At 73.6% G+C, this 16,437-nt stretch carries 14 protein-coding genes and 1 pseudogene; 6 read left to right on the forward strand and 9 right to left on the reverse strand.

What is annotated here, in order from left to right:
* Positions 1–173 precede the first annotated feature (173 nt).
* The 3 genes from efeB to ACZ5CZ_RS10390 all read right to left on the reverse strand — a co-directional run bounded on the left by efeB (position 174) and on the right by ACZ5CZ_RS10390 (position 3,539).
* Positions 174–1,412: an iron uptake transporter deferrochelatase/peroxidase subunit gene (efeB, locus tag ACZ5CZ_RS10380; RefSeq protein WP_468941165.1), complete on the reverse strand. Its 1,239-nt coding sequence runs from the start codon at positions 1,410–1,412 to the stop codon at positions 174–176.
* Positions 1,409–2,617 carry an EfeM/EfeO family lipoprotein gene (locus tag ACZ5CZ_RS10385; protein WP_468941168.1) on the reverse strand — a complete coding sequence of 403 codons (1,209 nt, stop codon included), beginning with the start codon at positions 2,615–2,617 and terminating at the stop codon, positions 1,409–1,411. Before ACZ5CZ_RS10385 ends, efeB begins: the two co-directional genes overlap by 4 nt.
* Before the next feature lie 130 nt (positions 2,618–2,747).
* Positions 2,748–3,539, reverse strand: coding sequence for a polysaccharide deacetylase family protein (locus ACZ5CZ_RS10390; protein WP_385842641.1), 792 nt, complete (start codon positions 3,537–3,539; stop codon positions 2,748–2,750).
* A 179-nt stretch (positions 3,540–3,718) separates the two neighbouring features.
* Between ACZ5CZ_RS10390 and ACZ5CZ_RS10395 the strand changes: the two genes are divergently transcribed.
* The 3 genes and pseudogenes from ACZ5CZ_RS10395 (at position 3,719) to ACZ5CZ_RS10405 (ending at position 5,338) form a co-directional block, all read left to right on the forward strand.
* Positions 3,719–4,429 carry a GPR1/FUN34/YaaH family transporter gene (locus ACZ5CZ_RS10395; RefSeq protein WP_468941172.1) on the forward strand — a complete coding sequence of 237 codons (711 nt, stop codon included), beginning with the start codon at positions 3,719–3,721 and terminating at the stop codon, positions 4,427–4,429.
* Between the two features lie 55 nt (positions 4,430–4,484).
* Positions 4,485–4,718, forward strand: a pseudogene (locus ACZ5CZ_RS10400) (prolyl aminopeptidase); the annotation flags it as partial.
* Positions 4,715–5,338 (forward strand): DinB family protein, encoded by a 624-nt coding sequence (locus ACZ5CZ_RS10405; protein WP_468941175.1) that lies wholly within the window; start codon positions 4,715–4,717, stop codon positions 5,336–5,338. The pseudogene ACZ5CZ_RS10400 and the gene ACZ5CZ_RS10405, both read left to right, overlap by 4 nt.
* Positions 5,339–5,354: 16 nt before the next feature.
* Here the strand turns inward: ACZ5CZ_RS10405 and ACZ5CZ_RS10410 are convergent, their stop codons facing one another.
* Both ACZ5CZ_RS10410 and ACZ5CZ_RS10415 read right to left on the reverse strand, forming a co-directional pair.
* Positions 5,355–6,122, reverse strand: a complete 768-nt coding sequence (locus ACZ5CZ_RS10410; protein ID WP_468941177.1) for a GNAT family N-acetyltransferase — start codon at positions 6,120–6,122, stop codon at positions 5,355–5,357.
* Positions 6,123–6,421: 299 nt separating this feature from the next.
* A complete protein-coding gene (locus ACZ5CZ_RS10415) occupies positions 6,422–7,300 on the reverse strand; it encodes an HTD2 family dehydratase (RefSeq protein WP_468941180.1) in 879 nt (292 codons plus the stop codon).
* 128 nt (positions 7,301–7,428) lie between these two features.
* Between ACZ5CZ_RS10415 and ACZ5CZ_RS10420 the strand changes: the two genes are divergently transcribed.
* The 3 genes from ACZ5CZ_RS10420 to ACZ5CZ_RS10430 are packed head-to-tail and all read left to right on the forward strand — an operon-like array spanning position 7,429 to position 11,885.
* Complete coding sequence (locus ACZ5CZ_RS10420; protein WP_385842648.1) at positions 7,429–7,761, forward strand: hypothetical protein; 333 nt, start codon at positions 7,429–7,431, stop codon at positions 7,759–7,761.
* A 3-nt stretch (positions 7,762–7,764) separates the two neighbouring features.
* On the forward strand, positions 7,765–11,436 hold the full coding sequence (locus ACZ5CZ_RS10425; RefSeq protein ID WP_468941183.1) for a tetratricopeptide repeat protein: 3,672 nt from the start codon (positions 7,765–7,767) through the stop codon (positions 11,434–11,436).
* A 59-nt stretch (positions 11,437–11,495) separates the two neighbouring features.
* Positions 11,496–11,885 carry a RidA family protein gene (locus ACZ5CZ_RS10430; protein ID WP_385842650.1) on the forward strand — a complete coding sequence of 130 codons (390 nt, stop codon included), beginning with the start codon at positions 11,496–11,498 and terminating at the stop codon, positions 11,883–11,885.
* Positions 11,886–11,890: 5 nt separating this feature from the next.
* On the opposite strand, the gene ACZ5CZ_RS10435 is transcribed toward ACZ5CZ_RS10430, so the two are convergent.
* The 4 genes from ACZ5CZ_RS10435 to ACZ5CZ_RS10450 form a co-directional block, all read right to left on the reverse strand.
* Positions 11,891–13,144, reverse strand: coding sequence for a polysaccharide deacetylase family protein (locus ACZ5CZ_RS10435; protein WP_468941187.1), 1,254 nt, complete (start codon positions 13,142–13,144; stop codon positions 11,891–11,893).
* A 90-nt stretch (positions 13,145–13,234) separates the two neighbouring features.
* Entirely contained in the window at positions 13,235–14,983 is a 1,749-nt protein-coding gene (locus tag ACZ5CZ_RS10440) for a carbohydrate binding domain-containing protein (RefSeq protein WP_468941189.1), read from the reverse strand.
* Positions 14,984–15,173: 190 nt separating this feature from the next.
* Entirely contained in the window at positions 15,174–15,455 is a 282-nt protein-coding gene (locus tag ACZ5CZ_RS10445; protein ID WP_385842654.1) for a hypothetical protein, read from the reverse strand.
* 109 nt (positions 15,456–15,564) lie between these two features.
* A complete protein-coding gene (locus ACZ5CZ_RS10450) occupies positions 15,565–16,245 on the reverse strand; it encodes a maleylpyruvate isomerase N-terminal domain-containing protein (RefSeq protein WP_385842655.1) in 681 nt (226 codons plus the stop codon).
* Positions 16,246–16,437 lie beyond the last annotated feature (192 nt).

The raw sequence follows: 16,437 nt of genomic DNA on the forward strand, positions 1-16,437 counted from the left end.
GGTCTACCCCTTCGGACAGAACGTCTGTGCGTCGTACGAGCAGGGATGCTGCGCCCGCCGCAGGACGCGCCGGCGGAGCCATGATGGCCCGTGGGTGAACACCGAGTCAGGGATCCTGGGGCAAAACTTGACTCTGTGTTGACCCGTTCGGCCGTGGAGTTGTCCGGACAGGTTCAGGCGAGCAGCGCGCGCCCGTACCAGTCCGAGGCGTCCCGCACACCGGGCAGCGCGAAGAAGTAGCCGCCGCCGAACGGGGAGATGTAGTCCGTCAGCGGCTCACCGGCCAGCCGGTGCTGCACGGTCTCGAACTGCCGGGCCAGGTCCTGCTGGTAACAGAGGAACAGCAGGCCCATGTCCAGGTTGCCGTTGGCGTCCATGCCCCGGTCGTAGTTGTAGGCGCGGCGCAGCAGCCGCTGGTCCGCGGTGGCCGGGGTGCGCGGGTTGGCCAGCCGCATATGGGCGTCCAGCGGGATGACGTCACCCTTGGGGTCGTCGGCGTACTTCGGTGTGTCGTGCTCGTGGTCGCCGTCCAGCGGCGCGCCCGACTCCTTCGCCCGGCCGAACATGCGCTCCTGCTCACTGAGCGAGACCCGGTCCCAGAACTCCACCAGCATCCGGATCAGCCGGACCACCTGGTAGCTGCCGCCGACCGCCCACTCCGGCTCGCCCATGCCCCGGCCCACCCACACCAGCCGGTCCATCTCCCGGGCGCTGGTCGGGTCCGGGTTGGCGGTGCCGTCCTTGAACCCGAGCAGATTGCGCGGGGTGCCCGAGGGCCGGGGCGGGCTGCTGAAGCCGTCCAGCCGCCAGCGGACCTGGAGGCCGCCGCGGGTGTGCCGGGCGATGTCGCGCAGCGCGTGCAGGGTGGTGTCCGGGTCGTCGGCGTGCAGCTGGAGGCTGAGGTCGCCGTGGCACCACTCGGCCTTCAGATCGTCGTCGGGGAAGGCGGGCATGGCGGTCAGCCGCCGGGGTCTGCGGGCCGCGAGTCCGAACCGGTCGTCGAAGAGCGAGGCGCCCGCCCCCACGGTCACGGCCAGCCGGCCGCCGGGCACCTGTGCGCCGAGGACGCCCGAGTCGGCGGGCGGGCCGGTGATGCCGACCGGGGACGGCGTGCCGCCCGAGGTCAGGAAGCGGGCCCGCTCGGTGAGGGTGCGCAGCAGCTCGGCGAGGTCCGCGCGGCTCTCGGCGGTCACGTCCAGGGCGGCGAACACACAGGTGCGGCGCGGGGCGGCGATGGCGGAGGCCTGGTGCGGGCCGTGGAAGGGGGCCAGGGCGGCGGCCGGCGCGGCGGCCGCCGGCGCGGCGGGGGCGGCGGCACCGGTCGCGAGCCCGGCGCCGGCGAGGGCGGCACCGCGCAGGAAGCGGCGCCTGCCCAGGCCGTCGGCGGGGGCGCCACCGGGTACGCGGTTCACACGGTCCTCCGCGGGTCGCACAGGGTCGCCACCGACGCCAGTTGCTCCACCAGGCCGCCGAGGACCGCGTTCACGTCCTCCCGGCGGGCGCGGTCGAGCCGGTCCAGCGGGGTCCACCCCGCCGGGCCGTGGAACCCGTCGAGGGTGTGCCTGGCCCGGTCCAGTTCCTTGTGGAGCGCGGGCAGGCCGGCGTACCGGGTGGCCAGGACCGGCTCCAGCCGGGACAGCACCTCACGGGTGCCGTCGAGATTGGCCCGGGCGGTGGCCAGATTGCTGCCGCTGCCGTAGTCGGTGCGGCCGGTCAGCTCGAACTGCACGGTGTTCTCCAGGATCTCGTGTGCGCGCAGCCCCAGTTGGGCCGGGTCCATACGGGTCTGCGCCCAGCTGTCGCGCAGTGCGGTCACCGCCTGCACCAGCGCCGCCGCAGGGCCACGCAGGCTCGCGGCCGACGCGCCGTGCCACAGCCCGTACTCGACGCGGTGGAAGCCGGTGAAGTCCTTGTCGCGCACACCGCCGGGCAGGCCCGCGTCGGTGCCGTTGATCCGCCCGTCCGCGTCGCCGAAGGCGTCGTACGCCGCTCCCAGTTGCTCGTACTCCAGATGCGCCGGCAGCCACGCCGACCGCGCCGCCGCGAGGTCGCCCCGGTCGACGGCCTGCCGGAGCTTCGTCGTCAGCCGCACCACCTCGGTGAGCCCGCCGCCGACCCACTTCTGGTAGGCGAGCGCCGGCGGGATCAGATCGTGCTGGCTGACCGGGGCCGCGCCCGGGCCGGGCCGTCCCGCGCTGATGCGCACGGTGGGGCCCGTGACGGCGTCGGCGTCGTCCGGCACGCACTCGAAGGCGTACGCGCCCTTGCCGAGCCGGACGGTCAACTGCCGGGTGGTACCCGGGCCGATGCCCTCCACCTCGCCGTACACCGTGTGGTCGGCCGGGTTCTCCAGGTACACCTCGGCGGCGCCGTCGGAGGTGTTGTGCAGATCGAAGGTCCGCACCCCCGACTCGGGCCGGGTCCAGCCGCGGCCGCAGTGGCTCGGCGACACCTCCACCACGATGTGCCCCGACGGACCGGTGACGGCCCGGCCGTGCCGCGGCCCGCCGGGCGAGAGGGCCGGCGACACGACCGCGAGCACCACGGCGAGGGCGACGAACACGGCGGGGGCCGTCCGGAGACGGGCCCACCGCGTGCCGAGGCGGGGCGACGGCATGGCGAGCCTTTCCGGACGACGTACGCAGCGGCCTCATCGTAGGCGCCCGCACGGTACCGAACAGCCGTCCGGGGGCTCGGGTGGCCGAGAATTTCCCCGGGGTTCACCGGCCCGTGGCCGCGGCCCTCGCTCAGCGCACCGGGTAACCGAACGCGTACCCCTGCTGCTTCAGCCAGGGCAGCAGGGTGCGCAGCGCCGCGACGGTCTGGGAGCGGTCGCCGCCCGCGTCGTGGAAGAGCAGCGTCGGCCCGTTGGCCAGCTCGCTCTTGACGGTGTTGATGATCGCGGCCGTGCCCGGTCGCTCGAAGTCCTTGGAGTCGACGTTCCAGCCCAGCGGACGCATCCCGTGCGAGGCCGCGAGGTGCCGGCTGTACGGGGTGAAGGCGCCGCCCGGGGCCCGGTAGTACATCGGCGCCACGCCACCGGACGCCGTGGTGATCTGCCGCTCGGCGTCCAGGATCTGCTGCGACTGGTAGGCCTCGGACTTCTTGTCCATCGTCACGTCGTGCGACACCGTGTGGTCGCACAGCCGGTGCCCGGCCGCCACCACCTGCTTGACCAGGTCCGGGTGGGCCTGCGCCTGGGTGCCGACCATGCAGAACGTCGCCTTCACCCCGTTGTCCCGCAGCACCCGCAGCACCTGCGGCGTCCAGAGCGGGTCCGGGCCGTCGTCGATGGTGATGTTGACCGCGTGCGCGCCCCCGTCGGAGGCGTGCACGATCGTCTCGGACACGGCCGCCTGCCTCGGCGCGCTCTGCCGGGCCGACGCGTCGGGCGCGGCGGCCGCACGCCCGGGAACGGCGGAACCGCCCGGCTGCCCCGCCTGCGCGGTCCACACCGAGGTCGCGGCCGCCACCGCCGTGACTCCGATCGCCGCCGCGACCATCCGGCCGTACCATCCCCGCCCGCCGTGTCGCGCCATGTCCGCTCCGCCCCCTGTGTCGATGAGTCCTGGTCCGTCTGGCAGGACGAGCGGCGTCCGGCGCCGGCTCACTCTGTTACCGATCGCGGACAATATCGCGGCGGTTCCGGGACAGCGCCGCCGACGGGGTACCCCGTCAGGGGTAACGACGGCCCGGACATGAGCACGAGGTGATCCTGATGGCGCCGGCACCGGCGGGCACATACGACGCGACCCCGGGGCCGCCGCGGCCCGAGGCCCTGACGAGGATCATGCTCAGACCGCTCGCCAGCAGCCTCCCCCTGGGCTTCTTCGCCTTCGGCACCGGCAGTGTGCTGCTGAGTGCGGCCCAGTTGCAGTGGGTGCCCCAGGACCAGACCAGACCGCTGATGCTGCTGGTGCTGGCCTTCGTGGTGCCCCTGGAACTGCTCGCCGGGATCTTCGCGTTCCTGGCCCGCGACGGCGGCGCGGCCTGCGGGCTGTCCGTGCTGGCCTGCGCCTGGGCGGGCAGCGCGCTGGTCAGCCTCTCCGGACCGGCCGGACAGCGCAGCCCCGCCATGGCGGTGTTCCTGCTCACCGTGGCCCCGCTGATGCTGCTCCTGTGCGCCGCGTCGCTCCCCGGCAAACCCCTGTTCGGTCTCCTGCTGCTGACCGGGGCCTGCCGCTTCGTCCTGACCGGCGCGTACCAGGCCGGCGGCCCGGAAGTGCTGCGGTCCGCCGCCGGCTGGATCGGCACCGTCCTGGCCGCGTTCGCCCTGTACGGCGGCTTCGCCCTGCTCCTGGAGGACTCCGCGCAGCGCACGGTCCTGCCCCTGGGCCGCCGGGGCCGGGCGCGGACCTCCCTCCAGGGCGACCTCGGCCACCAGCTGGAGCGCACCGAGCGGGAGGCCGGCGTCCGACGGCAGCTGTGACCCGAGCGCGGGAAAAACGGGCTGCCATCCCCTGTACGCAGCCGCTACCGTGCCCCTGGTCCAGAGCAGCCTCGACTTCGGCAACGTCCTCGGCATCGTCTGGCGGCTGCACCACGCCTGGCCGGACAGCGAGCCGGTGCCGGTCGACCGCACCGGCCACAATGCGGCCGCCCCCGGCATGGCGGACGCCCGGGTGGCGGCCACCGACCGGTACGCGGCCCGCGGCCGGCCGGCGCCGCTCGTCCACCCGGAATCCGTACGGCCCTCCACGCGGAAGAAGGTCACATGACGCCACCGCCCCGCCTCGGCCCGCTGCTGGACCAGTTCGACTTCGCGCACGACCGGCTGGTGAGCCGGCTGGCCGGGCCCGTCTCGGACAGCGGCGACGGGACCGAGACCGAGGTCGGGCCGATGACCGACGACGAGTACTTCTGGGAGCCGGTGCCCGGGTGCTGGTCGGTCAGACGGCGCGCGGACGGCCCCGGGCCCCGCGCGACCCTGCTGGCCGGCGCCGGTGCCTGGGGCCGGGACGCCGCCGCCTACCCGCACCCCTGGCCGCCGCCGGTCACCACCATCGCCTGGCGGCTGAGCCACCTCACCGAGATGCTCACCCTGCGCGCGGACCACACCGCCGGCAGCCGCTCGGCGACCCGGGAGACCCTGCCGGTCAGCGGGTCCGCCGCGGACGCCGTCGCCGCCCTCCGGGCCGGTGCCGCGGCCTGGCGCCGGGCACTGCTGGGCGCCGACGACACCGCGCTGGACACGGTCGGCTACTGCGCGTACCCCTACGGCAGCGACCCGGAGGAGCCGTTCCTGGACATCGTGTGGTGGGTCAACCAGGAACTGCTCCACCACGGAGCCGAGATCGCGCTGCTGCGCGACCTCTACCGGGCGAGTCACCCCGCCTGAGCCGCCGCTCTCGCCGTCACCCGGGGAGCGACATGTACAGGCGCGTCCCGCCGGGCCGGAAGCCCACGCGCTCGTACACCCGCCGGGAGCCCTCGCCCGAGTACTCCAGCCACACCGACCGGGCGCCACGGGAGAACTGGGTCGCGGCCAGCGTCGCGGTGACCGCGCCCGCGATGCCCCGCCCCCGGTACGCGGGCAGGGTGCCCACGCCCGCGAGTTCGGCGGTGCCCTCGGCGATGGCCGAGCACAGGGCACCGCCCGCGCAGCCGCCGCCCGCAGCCCGCACGAACCGGACGGCCCCGCCGCCCTCCGCGGTGCGCCGCAGCCGGGCCGCGCCCTCGGGGGAGGGCGCCCACTCGCCGCCGAACGCCTCGGCCAGGGCCGCGTCGAGCGCGGCGTAGTCCGCGTCCGTGGCCGGAGCCACCACGCGGACCGGCGGCGCCGGCTCCGGGCCGGACTCCGGCGCGACGAGCGTCTCCGGCGTACACACCAGGTACTCGTGGACGGCCTCCGTGCCGAAACCGGCCCGGCTGAGCGCGGGCGCCACCGCGGGGGCGGCGTCCGGGGCGAACTCCAGCCGGGGCATGAGCCCGCGCGCCCGGAACGCGGCGATCAGGTCGGCGACGTCCCGCTCGGACGGCTCGGCGCCGGGCAGCGGGGAGGCGTAGTTGACGTACTGACTGGACGTCGAGGGGTCGAACCCCACGACGAAGCCGCCGACTTCACAGGCCGCCGGGCGGCGCAGAAGGTGGGCGACGGAAAAGCTCTGCACATCGGTGCGCACGCTGAGAACCTCACGGTGAGAGATACATGGATCGACCTCGTCCCACGCAATGCGTGACGAGATGACGACGAGGTGGACGGTGCCGGGAGGGGCACCGCATCGTCGGGCCGCCGTGAGAGGGCGTGACGAGCACGGAGGAACGCTGCCGGAGAGCAGGAGCCTCAGTGCTGACGGCGGCCGCTGCGGGACGCCGGAACCATGGACTTCAGTCCTTCGAGAGAAGAGTTTCCGAAAAAGTCGAACACCGGTGATCTTGCCACCCGTTGGCGCGCGGGGCAAGGGGTCCGGCGGCCCGGGGCTCAGGCGAAGACCACCTCCGCGGAGGCGTGCCGGGACTCTCGGCCGCCGGCGACCCGCAGACGCGCGCCCCCCTCGAAGGGGCCGCCGTCGGCGAGGAGATGCTCGCCGGCGAAGGCCGGCCGGTGCAGCCGGTAGGACAGCGACCGCACCCGGGCTTCCGGCGCGTGCCTGCGCACCAGCTCCAGCATGAGCAGGGCCAGCAGCGGCCCGTGCACGACCAGCCCGGGATAGCCCTCCACCGCCCGGCAGTAGGGCGTGTCGTAGTGGATGCGGTGGGCGTTGGCGGTGAGCGCGCTGAACCGGAACAGCAGCGTCTCGTCCGGCCGCAGCCGCAGCCGCCACGGCCCCTCCGCCTCCGGTACGGCCGTATCGTCGAGCGCGGCCGGAGAGCCGGGCGGCGCGGCACCCGCCCCCGACCGGTAGACGATGTCCTGCTCCTCCACCAGACGGACCCGCCCGCCCTGGCGGAACTCCTGGCGTTCGGTGACGAACAGCAGTTCACCGCTGCGGCCCTGCTTGGGGGTGACCGCGGCCAGGCTGCTGATCCGCTCGGCGGGCTCACCGAGCAGCAGCGGCTCGCGGATCTCGCAGCGTCCCCCGGCGAACATGCGGCGCCGGTCCGGCAGGGGCGGCAGGAAACGGGCCTCGCGCGGATGGCCGTCGGGGCCGAGGGCGTGCTGCGGCACCCAGTGCAGGAAGTACAGCCACTGCCACAGCGGCGGCAGCGGGTCACCGGCCCCGGCCACGCGGTCGGGCAGGTCGAGCAGCGCCGACAGGGCCGCCGCCGGTCCGGGCGGCAGGACGTCCTCGTCGCGGACCGGCCCGGGGTGCCAGGACGCCACATGGGACGCGAGCGGGGAGGGCATGGGCTCGTTCATGCCGCTCATCATGGGGGATCGCACGACAGCGGGTCCCCGAACCCGCTGGACCGGCCGCCAAGTCACAGGAAAGTACGCTTACTTGTGCTCGCCGGTGCCGCCGGTCACCGTCGGGTACGGTGAGCAGGATGAGTCCTGTGGCCGTCTTCCTGCTGGGTATGGTGGGCGCGTTGGCGCCTGAGATCGTCCGCCTCTACGAGATCCGCAATGATCCGGCGCGCTTCCAGTGGTCATGGTTCTACCTGGTCGTGTCGCTCGCCTTCGCGGGGCTCGGCGGAGTGCTCGCGCTGGTGCTCCCCGCGACCACCTACTGGGGCGCCCTGTACGTGGGGGTGTCGACGCCGGTGCTGGTGAACTCCATGGTGCGCAAGGGCCGGGACCGCGCCCGGGCACAGCTGCGGTCCTGGCCGCGCACCCCCGAGCGCTACTCGCTCCTCGACTCCTACGTGTACGGGCTGTAGACCATGGAACTCGGCCCCTCCCACGGCATCAGGTTCCGCTTCGACGACGGTCTGCTCGGCGCCGCCCTGCTCGACATGCACCGCAAGCCCGCGCTCCCGCTGCGCGAAAGCCTGCTCGGTACGGGCGTCCGGCCGGAGCCGCTGCCCGCGCCCGAGGTGCCGGCCACCCGCAGGGAACAGCGGCTCGGTATCGGCACCCGACACCTGGAACTGACCGAGCCGGCGGGCCCGGACCCGGCCGTCGCCCTGGAACTGCGGTTCCAGCTGAGCGCGCCCCTGGAGTGGCGTCTGACGACGGACGCCACCGCGGAGCCGACCGCGCAGGGCGCGCGCTGCGACCTGCCCGGCCGGGTCACCCTGACCGTGGAGACCACGGCCGCCTGCACGGTCGACGGCGGCGAGGTGCGGGTGGCGTTGCCGGCGGGCGGCTCCCGGCTCGTGCTGACGCTGACCAGCCTGCCGGTGTTCGACGTCGGCGACACCGTCGTGGTGTGCCGCCCCGACCAGATCCGGGAGGCGGCCGTCGTCGTGTCCTGCCTCCCCGGGGACCGGCTGACCCCCATCGTCGCCGTCGAGCCGCCGCCCCTGTCCGAGGCCGACTACATCGCCCTCTACGAGCGGTTCGAGCACAGCCAGAACGTCTCGATGCAGCGCATCGGCGGCAAGCTCGGCATGGCCGAGGTGCTGTCCGGCGGCCCGGAGCTCCAGCGGCGGACACTCCTCGAGATCGCCGAGCACCAGCAGCTCGCCCAGGCCCTGAGCGGGTACCGGTCCTGGCTCAAGCACAACGAGATGGCGTCCCGGCTGGTGACCGAGATGCGCGTCCGACGGGCCGTGTTCCTGGCCGACTTCGCCCCCGGGGAACTCAACACCCTCGATCCCGCGCTGCGGGAGGAGGCCGACCGGGTGTGGAGCGCGCACACCGGGAAGGACGCGAAGGACCGCGACGACCCGTCCGGCCGGATGTTCGCCGGACTGCCCGAGCACGTACGCCTGCACTGGGACGGACCGACCGACCTCACCACCGTCGCCTGGCAGCGGCTGCGCGCACCCGGCGGCGAGCCCGAGCAGGTGCTGGAGGTGCCCGAGGACGACCCCGCGAGCTATGTCGCCGCGCTGTACACCGCCCTGCGCACGGGCGCCGCGCTGCGGCCGGTCGCGGCGCCGGGCACGCCGCTCGACCCGCTGTTCGCCGCGGCCGTACCGGACGACGCCGACGAGGCGACGCTCGTCGAGAACACCGCGGACGTGAACGCGCTGCTCGGCGCCGTGTACGCCCATCACCGCGGCGCCCGCCTGGTGGTCACGCCGCCGCCGGACCTGGCGCCGGTGCGCGCGGCCGTCGACGCACAGCAGCGCCGGATCACCGGGTCGTCCCCGCGGGCCCTCGACGCGGGGACGGACGAGGCCGACCGGGGCGGGAAGCTGCGGCGGTGGCTGTCCACCGGGCTGCGCAACCCGTACCGGGCCCTGGAGGCGGCGGTGACCGCCCAGGTGGCCCCCAGCGTGATCAGCGCCGTGGGCGACCGCCGGCTCACCGCGTTCACCACCGGAATGCCGTACTCGTTCGTCCGCACCCAGGAGGCCGACTGGTCGCGCAAGCCCATCGGGCACGTCGCCGCCGACCCGGCGCTGATTATCCTCAACGAGATCTACAGCGCGGGCATCGCACGCTCGGCCGGCACCTTCAGCCTCGTCTTCGACCCCGGGTTCTTCCAGGCCTCGGAGACCGAGGACGTGATGGGCTCGATGGGCGGCCACTTCACCCATCCCATCCTGCTGCCCGGCCCCGACGAGCTGATGCTGGACGCCCTGACCACCCTGCCCCGGGATCTGCCGGTGGAGCTGCTCTTCTTCAACACGCACGGCCTGGACGACGGGATCGTGCTCGGCGAGGCGCTCGCCCTGGAGAACTGGCGCATCCCGCAGTGGCTGACGCTGGAGCACCGGCCCCTGGTGTTCAACAACTCCTGTCAGTCCTGGACGGGCGTCGGCCGGGAGTTCGTCCGCGTCGGCGCCCGCGGCTACATCGGCTCGCTGTGGAGCATCCCCTCCCGGCAGGCGGCGGACTTCGGGCGTACGGTCGTGCACCGCATCACCGCCGAGGAGCGCCCGGTGAGCGAGGCCATCGTGAACACCGGGCTGCCCGCCGGAATCGAACGGTCCTACCTCTACGTGGGCACCGCGAGCGGCCGGCTGGACCAGTGGCGGGACCGTACCGCCACCGCGGGCGAAGCGGCGCTCGCCGAGTGCGCGATCCTGGCGCGCGCCGCGCTCGGCCGCCGTGGCTCGCTGACCCCGCTGCTGCACCGCGAGATGACCGCTCTGCGCCGCACCGTGGAGCACACTCCGCACGGCCGCACACCGGCCTACCTGGACGTGCTGCTGGACGACCTCGCGCTGACCGTCGGCGACGACAGCGCCACCGAGGACGCCGTACAGCGGCTCCTCGCGTCCGTCGACGCGCTGCTGCCCCGGCTGGACCTGCCGGCAGCGGAGGCGGACCGGCGGTGGGCCGTCCGGTTCACGCTGACCGGCCTGCGGCACGAGCGGCGCGACGAGCTCGCCGACGCGCTGGCCGCCTTGCGGCGCAGCGTGGACTACGGCGAGGCCTGCCCGAGCCGCTCGCGCCTGCTGCTGCGGATGGCGCAGCTCCAGATGCGGCGCGGCCACTGGGAGGAGGCGCGCGGGCTGGCGCAGGAGGCGTACGACCTCTTCCAGCGCGAGGACGACCAGACCGGACTGCTCCAGGTCTCGGGTCTCCTCGGCCAGTTGAGCAAGCGGCTGCGCCGCTACGACGAGGCGATGCGCCACGCCCGCGAGGGCTATGCCCGCGCGGTGGAGCTGGCGGACCGGGAGCAGCAGGGCGCCTTCAAGCTGGACGAGGCGACGCTGCACCAGGTGGCCGGCGATCACGACGCCGCGATCGCCGCCGCCACCACCGCCCTGGAACTGGCCCGCATCATCCATCACGACCAGGCCGAACTGGCCGCCGTGGGCAGGCTGTGCGTCTGCCACCGGGAGAAGGGCGACCTGGCCACCGCCGAGGAGTACGCCACCGTGGGACTGGCGCAGGCGGAGCGGCTCGGTGTGCCGAGGGAGGCGGCGAGCTTCCACTGGGATGTCGCCGAGGTGCTGCGGCTGCGCGGCAGGCCCGCCGAGGCGCTGGTCCACTACCGGGCCGCGGTGGACGGACTCGTCCGGATCGGCGCCTGGGAACTGGCCGCACCCATCCTCGCCGGTCTCGCCGCGCTCGCCGAGCAGCAGCAGGACGCGGACGCCCTGTGGTCGGCGGCGGTGTGGGGCGCGATCCTGTGCTCCGCCGCGGACCCCCAGCAGTGGTCCTCGGTGCTGCCGCTGGTGATCGACGCGGTCACCAGGGCCCTGGAGCTGGGCCCCTTCGCGCTGACCGAACGGCGGATGGGCGAACTGTCGGCGGTCCTCACCGCCGGCGGCCGCGAAGGCGCCCCGGAGCACATGCGGTTCCTGGGCGATGTGTTCACCCTGCTGCTGACCTGGCTGGTGGGCCAGAACCCCGCCGAGGTCGCCGAGTTCGCCCGGCATCTGGACGGGCAGGTCGAGGGCGTCGCGCTGGGACTGGCGGAGTTCGTGTCGGTGCCCTACCTCCGGCGCGCCGCTCACGGCCTCCGCGAGGAGCCGCACGAGCCAGTGTGATGGAGCCGCGCAGAACCCCAAGTTAGACGTATCGCGGCCGGTCACCTAGCGTTCCGCGCATGACAGAGCGACGCGCGATCCTGAGTGGTTCGGTCTTCGAGGAGCAGATCGGCTACGCCCGGGCCGTGGTCGACGGCGACTGGGTGCATGTGTCCGGCACCACCGGCTTCGACTACACCACCATGTCCATCTCGGACGACGTGGTCGAGCAGGCCGAGCAGTGCCTGGCCAACATCGGGGCGGCGCTCACCGAGGCGGGGTGCACCTTCGCCGATGTGGTCCGGGTGCGCTATCTGCTGCCCGACCGCGCGGACTTCGAGCCCTGCTGGCCGGTGCTGCGCCGCTGCTTCGGCGAGGTACGCCCGGCCGCGACCATGATGGTGTGCGGACTCGCCGACCCGCGCATGAAGATCGAGATAGAGGTGTACGCCCGCCGCCCCGGGCGGTGACCGGTTCAGCTCCGCCGGGCGGCGGCGGGACCGGCGGAGCCACGGGCGCGCCGCGCCGGGCGCAGGAACGCGCCCCAGCCGCCGTCCGGCCGCTCGCCCACCTGGAGCGTGCGCAGCCGGGCGAGGATCCGCGGGTCCTGGACGTCCAGCCAGTCGACGAACTGCCGGAAGGAGACCAGGCGGACGTCCGCACGGCCGGCGATCTGCCGGAGCGCCTCCTCGGCCGCGTCCATGTAGATACCGCCGTTCCACTGCTCGAAGTGGTTGCCGATGAACAGCGGCGCCCGGTTCGTCTCGTAGGCCCGGTCGAACCCGGCCAGATACGACTGCGCCGCCTGGGCCCGCCAGTACGGGTAGTGGTACGACGGTGCCCGGGTCGAGTTCCCCGACTGGTTCGCCAGCATGTTGTAGTCCATGGACAGCACCTCGAAGGTGTGCCCGGGGAACGGGATGCTCTGCAACGGCAGGTCCCAGACGCCCTGCCGCTTGCGCGGCCAGCGTTGCAGCCCGCCCGGTGACGAGGCGTCGTACCGCCAGCCCAGCGCGCGGACGGTCGGCAGCAGGTTCTCCTGCCCGAGCAGACACGGGGTACGGCCGCCCACCAGCTCCCGGTCGTAGTCGAAGGGGAGCGGCGGCTCGGAGTGCCAGCCGGTGTGGGTGCGCCAGGCGGTGACGAAGGTCCGGGCCTGCTCGATCTCCGAGCGCCACTCCGCCGGCGTCCAGTGGGCCACCGACCCCGGGCCGGCGCAGAAGTGCCCGTTGAAGTGGGTGCCGATCTCATGGCCGTCGAGCCAGGCCTGGCGGACGTACCGCAGCGTCTCCTTGATGTGGGCGTGGCTGAGGTAGCCGATGTCGGAGGCGCCGGCCGGGTTGTTCGGCGGACGGTACCTGTGCCGGTGTTCCTCCGGCAGCAGATAGAGAGCGGACAGGAAGAACGTCATGTGCGCGCCGTGGGTGCGGGCCAGCTCCAGGAAGCGCGGGAACAGGCCGGTGCCCAGCTCGCCGGCGCCGTCCCAGGAGAACACCACGAACTGGGGCGGGGTCTCGCCCGGTTCGAGCGGCGTGGGCGTGTCCGGCTGGCGGGGCTGGCCTCCGGTGTACGACGTGGAGCCGTCCCCGATCAGCCGGGGCGCCCCCTGCCCCGGCGCGCCGGGTTCGCCGCCCTCCCGCCCGCCGCAGCCGGCGAGCGGGGCGGTGGCCACACCGAGACCGGCTCCGAGGCCGAGACGCGCCAGGCCCCGGCGGCTGATTCCACTCATCGCCCCCATTAGATGGGATAAGCGCATGAATGCGGGGGATTGACTCCGGTGTGGCGCGCGACCGGGCCGCCGGGGCCGCCTGGCTGCCGGTCAGGACAGGGCGAGGTCGTCCGCGTAGACCGCGCCCTGGCCGTACCAGCCGTGGACGTACACGGTGACCGTGCCGGAGGAGCCCGTCGTGAAGGGCACCGTCAGCTTCGTCCAGGCGGAGGACGACGCCCAGGTGCTGGCCGTCGCGCCGCCGCTGACCCCGAGATAGGCGTACGGACCCTGCACCCAGCCGCTGAGCGTGTAGGAGGTGTTCGGCTTCAGGGTGAGGGTCTGGGCGCACTGGCCGGTCGTGCTGTCGGAGGGCGTGGTCTTCAGCGCGTGGCTTCCGCCGTGCACCGGGGAGGAGACCACGGTGGCTCCGCTCCCGCAGGTCCACGGGGCGAGCGAGCCCGTCTCGAAGCCGCCGTTGCCGAGGGCCGCCGTGCCGCCGGACCCGTTCACGGTCAGGGAGAGGGTGGCGCTGTGCCGGGTCGAGCCGGCCGTGCCGGTCACCGTCAGGGTGTAGGTGCCCGGTGCCGCCGAGGTGCCCGCCTGCACGGTCAGGGTCGAGGTGCCGCCGGCGGTGACCGAGGAGGGGCTGAGCGAGGCGGTCACCCCGCTCGGCGCGCCGCTCACCGCGAGGTCGACGCTCTGTGCGCCGCCCGAGGTCACCGAGGTCTGCACGGTCGCCTTCGCCGAGCCGCCCGGGTCGAGGGAGGCGGCGGCGGGAGAGAGGGAGACCGCGAAGTCATTGGCCGGCGGGGTCGTCGTACCGCCCGTGAACGGTGCGAAGGTGTGGGTGAAGTACCAGGTGTCCTGGGCGATGCCGGAGCAGGTGTCGGAGGCGGGGGAGCCGGGACAGCTGCCGTTGTCGCGCTGGAGCGCCCAGAAGGACAGGGTGTTGATGCCCCGGGCGACGGCCCAGTCGTACACGGTCGTCGCGTCGGCCGTGGTGAAGGTCTCCGCCGGACCGTAGTCGTCCACGCCCGGCATCTCGGTGACCCCGATCATGCCCCACAGCTGGCTGTCGCTCAGGTTCGGGTACAGCGACGCGAGCTGGCCGTGCAGCCCGCTCGCGGCCGTCTGGGTGTCCGTGGCCATGTGGTGGGTGGCGCCGTCGTAGTAGTCGAACGTCATGATGTTGACGACGTCCACCTTCGCGCCGGCGTTCTTCGCGCTGCGCAGCACGGCGAGCCCGCTGTCGGCGAGGCCGGTCGTCGTGGTCGGCAGGGTGTACGAGAACTGCACCGAGCGCCCGTTGGCGGCGGCCCAGTCCTGGACCTTCTTGATGGCCTGGTTGCGGCGGTCGACGCCGGCGGTGTTGGTGAGCGAGTTGTCCTCGACGTCCATGTCGAGCCGGGAGACGTCGTAGGTGGTGATGATCTTCTCGTAGGCGGCGGCGATGGAGTCCACGCTGGTGCAGCTGTCGGCTATCTCGGTGCCCCCGTTGTCGGCGGCGTATCCGCCGAGGGAGGGGATGATGTCACCGCCCCGCGAGCGGATGGTGTCGACGTCGGCGCCGAAGACGGAGCGGTCCACGGGCTTGCCGCTGTCGCCGTTCCAGTACGGGGTGCACGAGCCCTTCTTGTCGGCCTGGAGAAAGGCCATGGTGAGGTACTTGGCCCCGGAGGACTGGGCCAGCGCGGCGGGGCTGTCGCCGTTGTAGGACTCGAAGTAGGGCGCGAAGACATGCGCGGGCAGCGGGGTCGCCGCGTGCGCGGTGCCCCCGATGCCCAGGGCGATCCCCGCGGACGCGGCCAGGGTGGCCACGCCGGTGAGCAGGGCGCGAACGGATCTCGGACGTGTCATCGGGTACTCCCGGAGAGCGGACGACAGGGCGGTCGAGCGGGGGTGTCGCACGGTGCGGAGCCCGGCCGGGGCTATTGGTCTAGGCCATGATTGGTCTGGACCAAACCCTGGTCAAGGTGCGCGACCCCCGTTTTTGCCCGTTCATGGGAGTCAACTGGCTGAGATGTCTTGAGAGTTGGCCAATCGGAGTTCAGCTGGCCCGGGTGCCGCCGCCGCGGCGGATACGGCCCAGCAGATCGCGGTGATAGGCCGCGAGCTGCCCGGCGGGCACCGGGGCCGGGCTGCCGCTGAGGGTGTACCAGACGTCGCTGCCGGAATGCTGCACGGCCACACGCGCGCTGCGGCCGTCGGCCCGCAGCACGGTCGCGACCATCAGATCGCCGGTGACGATGCCGATCTCCTCGGTCAGCGCGCCGCCCGGGCCCGCGGTCACCCGGTCGACGTAACAGTTGATGCTCGGAGGGCTGTTCATGGAGCGCAGGCTTCCATCCGGGCGGCCGGGAAGCAGCGCACCGCGCAGACGCCGCCCGCACATGTCCCCGGGTCGGACGTGCCGCCGGGCGCACCCGGCGCCGGAAGACTCAGCCGAACAGCGGAAAGCGGTCCGCCGCCGCACCGAGGGCGGTGCGTTCGGCCTCGGTGAGCGCGGCCCGGCCGGTGCCCACCCGCGCATAGTGCCGGTCGCTCCACTCCGGCAGCCCGGGCCGGCCCAGCAGCCCGTCCAGGGTGGCGCGCACCGCGGCCAGCCCCTCGGGCGAGGGCCCCGGCGCGAGCGGCAGGGCGGCGGTCAGGTCGAGATGGTGCACGGTCGCCTCCACCGCGAGGGTGAGCAGCAGATCGCCGGCCGTCAGCACATGCCCCTGGGTGGCGACATGCCGGCCGGGACCGACGCCGTCCGCGGCCCCCGCGGCCGCCGCCAGCGTCTCCAGGAACAGCCCGCGCAACTGGCCCCAGTCCAGGAACATGCTCGCGCTCACCCGCGCCCAGCGCCGGCCGTTCGCCGCACCGACGCCGTCCGGCCGCCACTCCTGCCAGTAGCTGACGGCGTCCCGGTCCGCCGGCCCGGACGCCGGGGTGTGCAGGGCCACCAGAGCGCGCTGGGCATCGCCCAGACAGTGGAAGACGAGATCGCGGACCGCCCACCCCGTGCAGTCCGTCGGCAGCCATGACTCCTCGTCACCCAGCTCCGCGACCACCGCCGAGAGCGCCTCGTACGCCGCACGCACCGTGCGCGCCGGGGCGGAAGCGTCGGCACCGGCCATGCTGCTCCTGTCCGTCGTCCCGGATCGGCTCACCCGGACAGCGTACGACGCGGCCGACGCCCGGGACGTTTTCAGGTGTCGATCGGTGTGAGGCCCGGATAGATGTCGTTCCACCGATAGCGGCGGCAGCGGAGGTGGAAGGAGAACGCGGGGCGCAGCGATTGACGTCGACCGCCCACGATTGCGCGTCCG

This window comes from Streptomyces sp. NPDC031418, from assembly GCF_055581605.1.

Excerpts from the sequence above, each read along its gene's own strand:
- ACZ5CZ_RS10390 (WP_385842641.1), bottom strand. The coding sequence starts at position 3,539 with ATGGCGCGACACGGCGGGCGGGGATGGTACGGCCGGATGGTCGCGGCG.
- ACZ5CZ_RS10445 (WP_385842654.1), bottom strand. The coding sequence starts at position 15,455 with ATGAACAGCCCTCCGAGCATCAACTGTTACGTCGACCGGGTGACCGCG.
- ACZ5CZ_RS10415 (WP_468941180.1), bottom strand. The coding sequence starts at position 7,300 with ATGAACGAGCCCATGCCCTCCCCGCTCGCGTCCCATGTGGCGTCCTGG.
- ACZ5CZ_RS10435 (WP_468941187.1), bottom strand. The coding sequence starts at position 13,144 with ATGAGTGGAATCAGCCGCCGGGGCCTGGCGCGTCTCGGCCTCGGAGCC.
- ACZ5CZ_RS10395 (WP_468941172.1), top strand. The coding sequence starts at position 3,719 with ATGGCGCCGGCACCGGCGGGCACATACGACGCGACCCCGGGGCCGCCG.
- ACZ5CZ_RS10425 (WP_468941183.1), top strand. The coding sequence starts at position 7,765 with ATGGAACTCGGCCCCTCCCACGGCATCAGGTTCCGCTTCGACGACGGT.
- ACZ5CZ_RS10385 (WP_468941168.1), bottom strand. The coding sequence starts at position 2,617 with ATGCCGTCGCCCCGCCTCGGCACGCGGTGGGCCCGTCTCCGGACGGCC.
- ACZ5CZ_RS10430 (WP_385842650.1), top strand. The coding sequence starts at position 11,496 with ATGACAGAGCGACGCGCGATCCTGAGTGGTTCGGTCTTCGAGGAGCAG.
- ACZ5CZ_RS10450 (WP_385842655.1), bottom strand. The coding sequence starts at position 16,245 with ATGGCCGGTGCCGACGCTTCCGCCCCGGCGCGCACGGTGCGTGCGGCG.
- ACZ5CZ_RS10440 (WP_468941189.1), bottom strand. The coding sequence starts at position 14,983 with ATGACACGTCCGAGATCCGTTCGCGCCCTGCTCACCGGCGTGGCCACC.
- ACZ5CZ_RS10405 (WP_468941175.1), top strand. The coding sequence starts at position 4,715 with ATGACGCCACCGCCCCGCCTCGGCCCGCTGCTGGACCAGTTCGACTTC.
- ACZ5CZ_RS10420 (WP_385842648.1), top strand. The coding sequence starts at position 7,429 with ATGAGTCCTGTGGCCGTCTTCCTGCTGGGTATGGTGGGCGCGTTGGCG.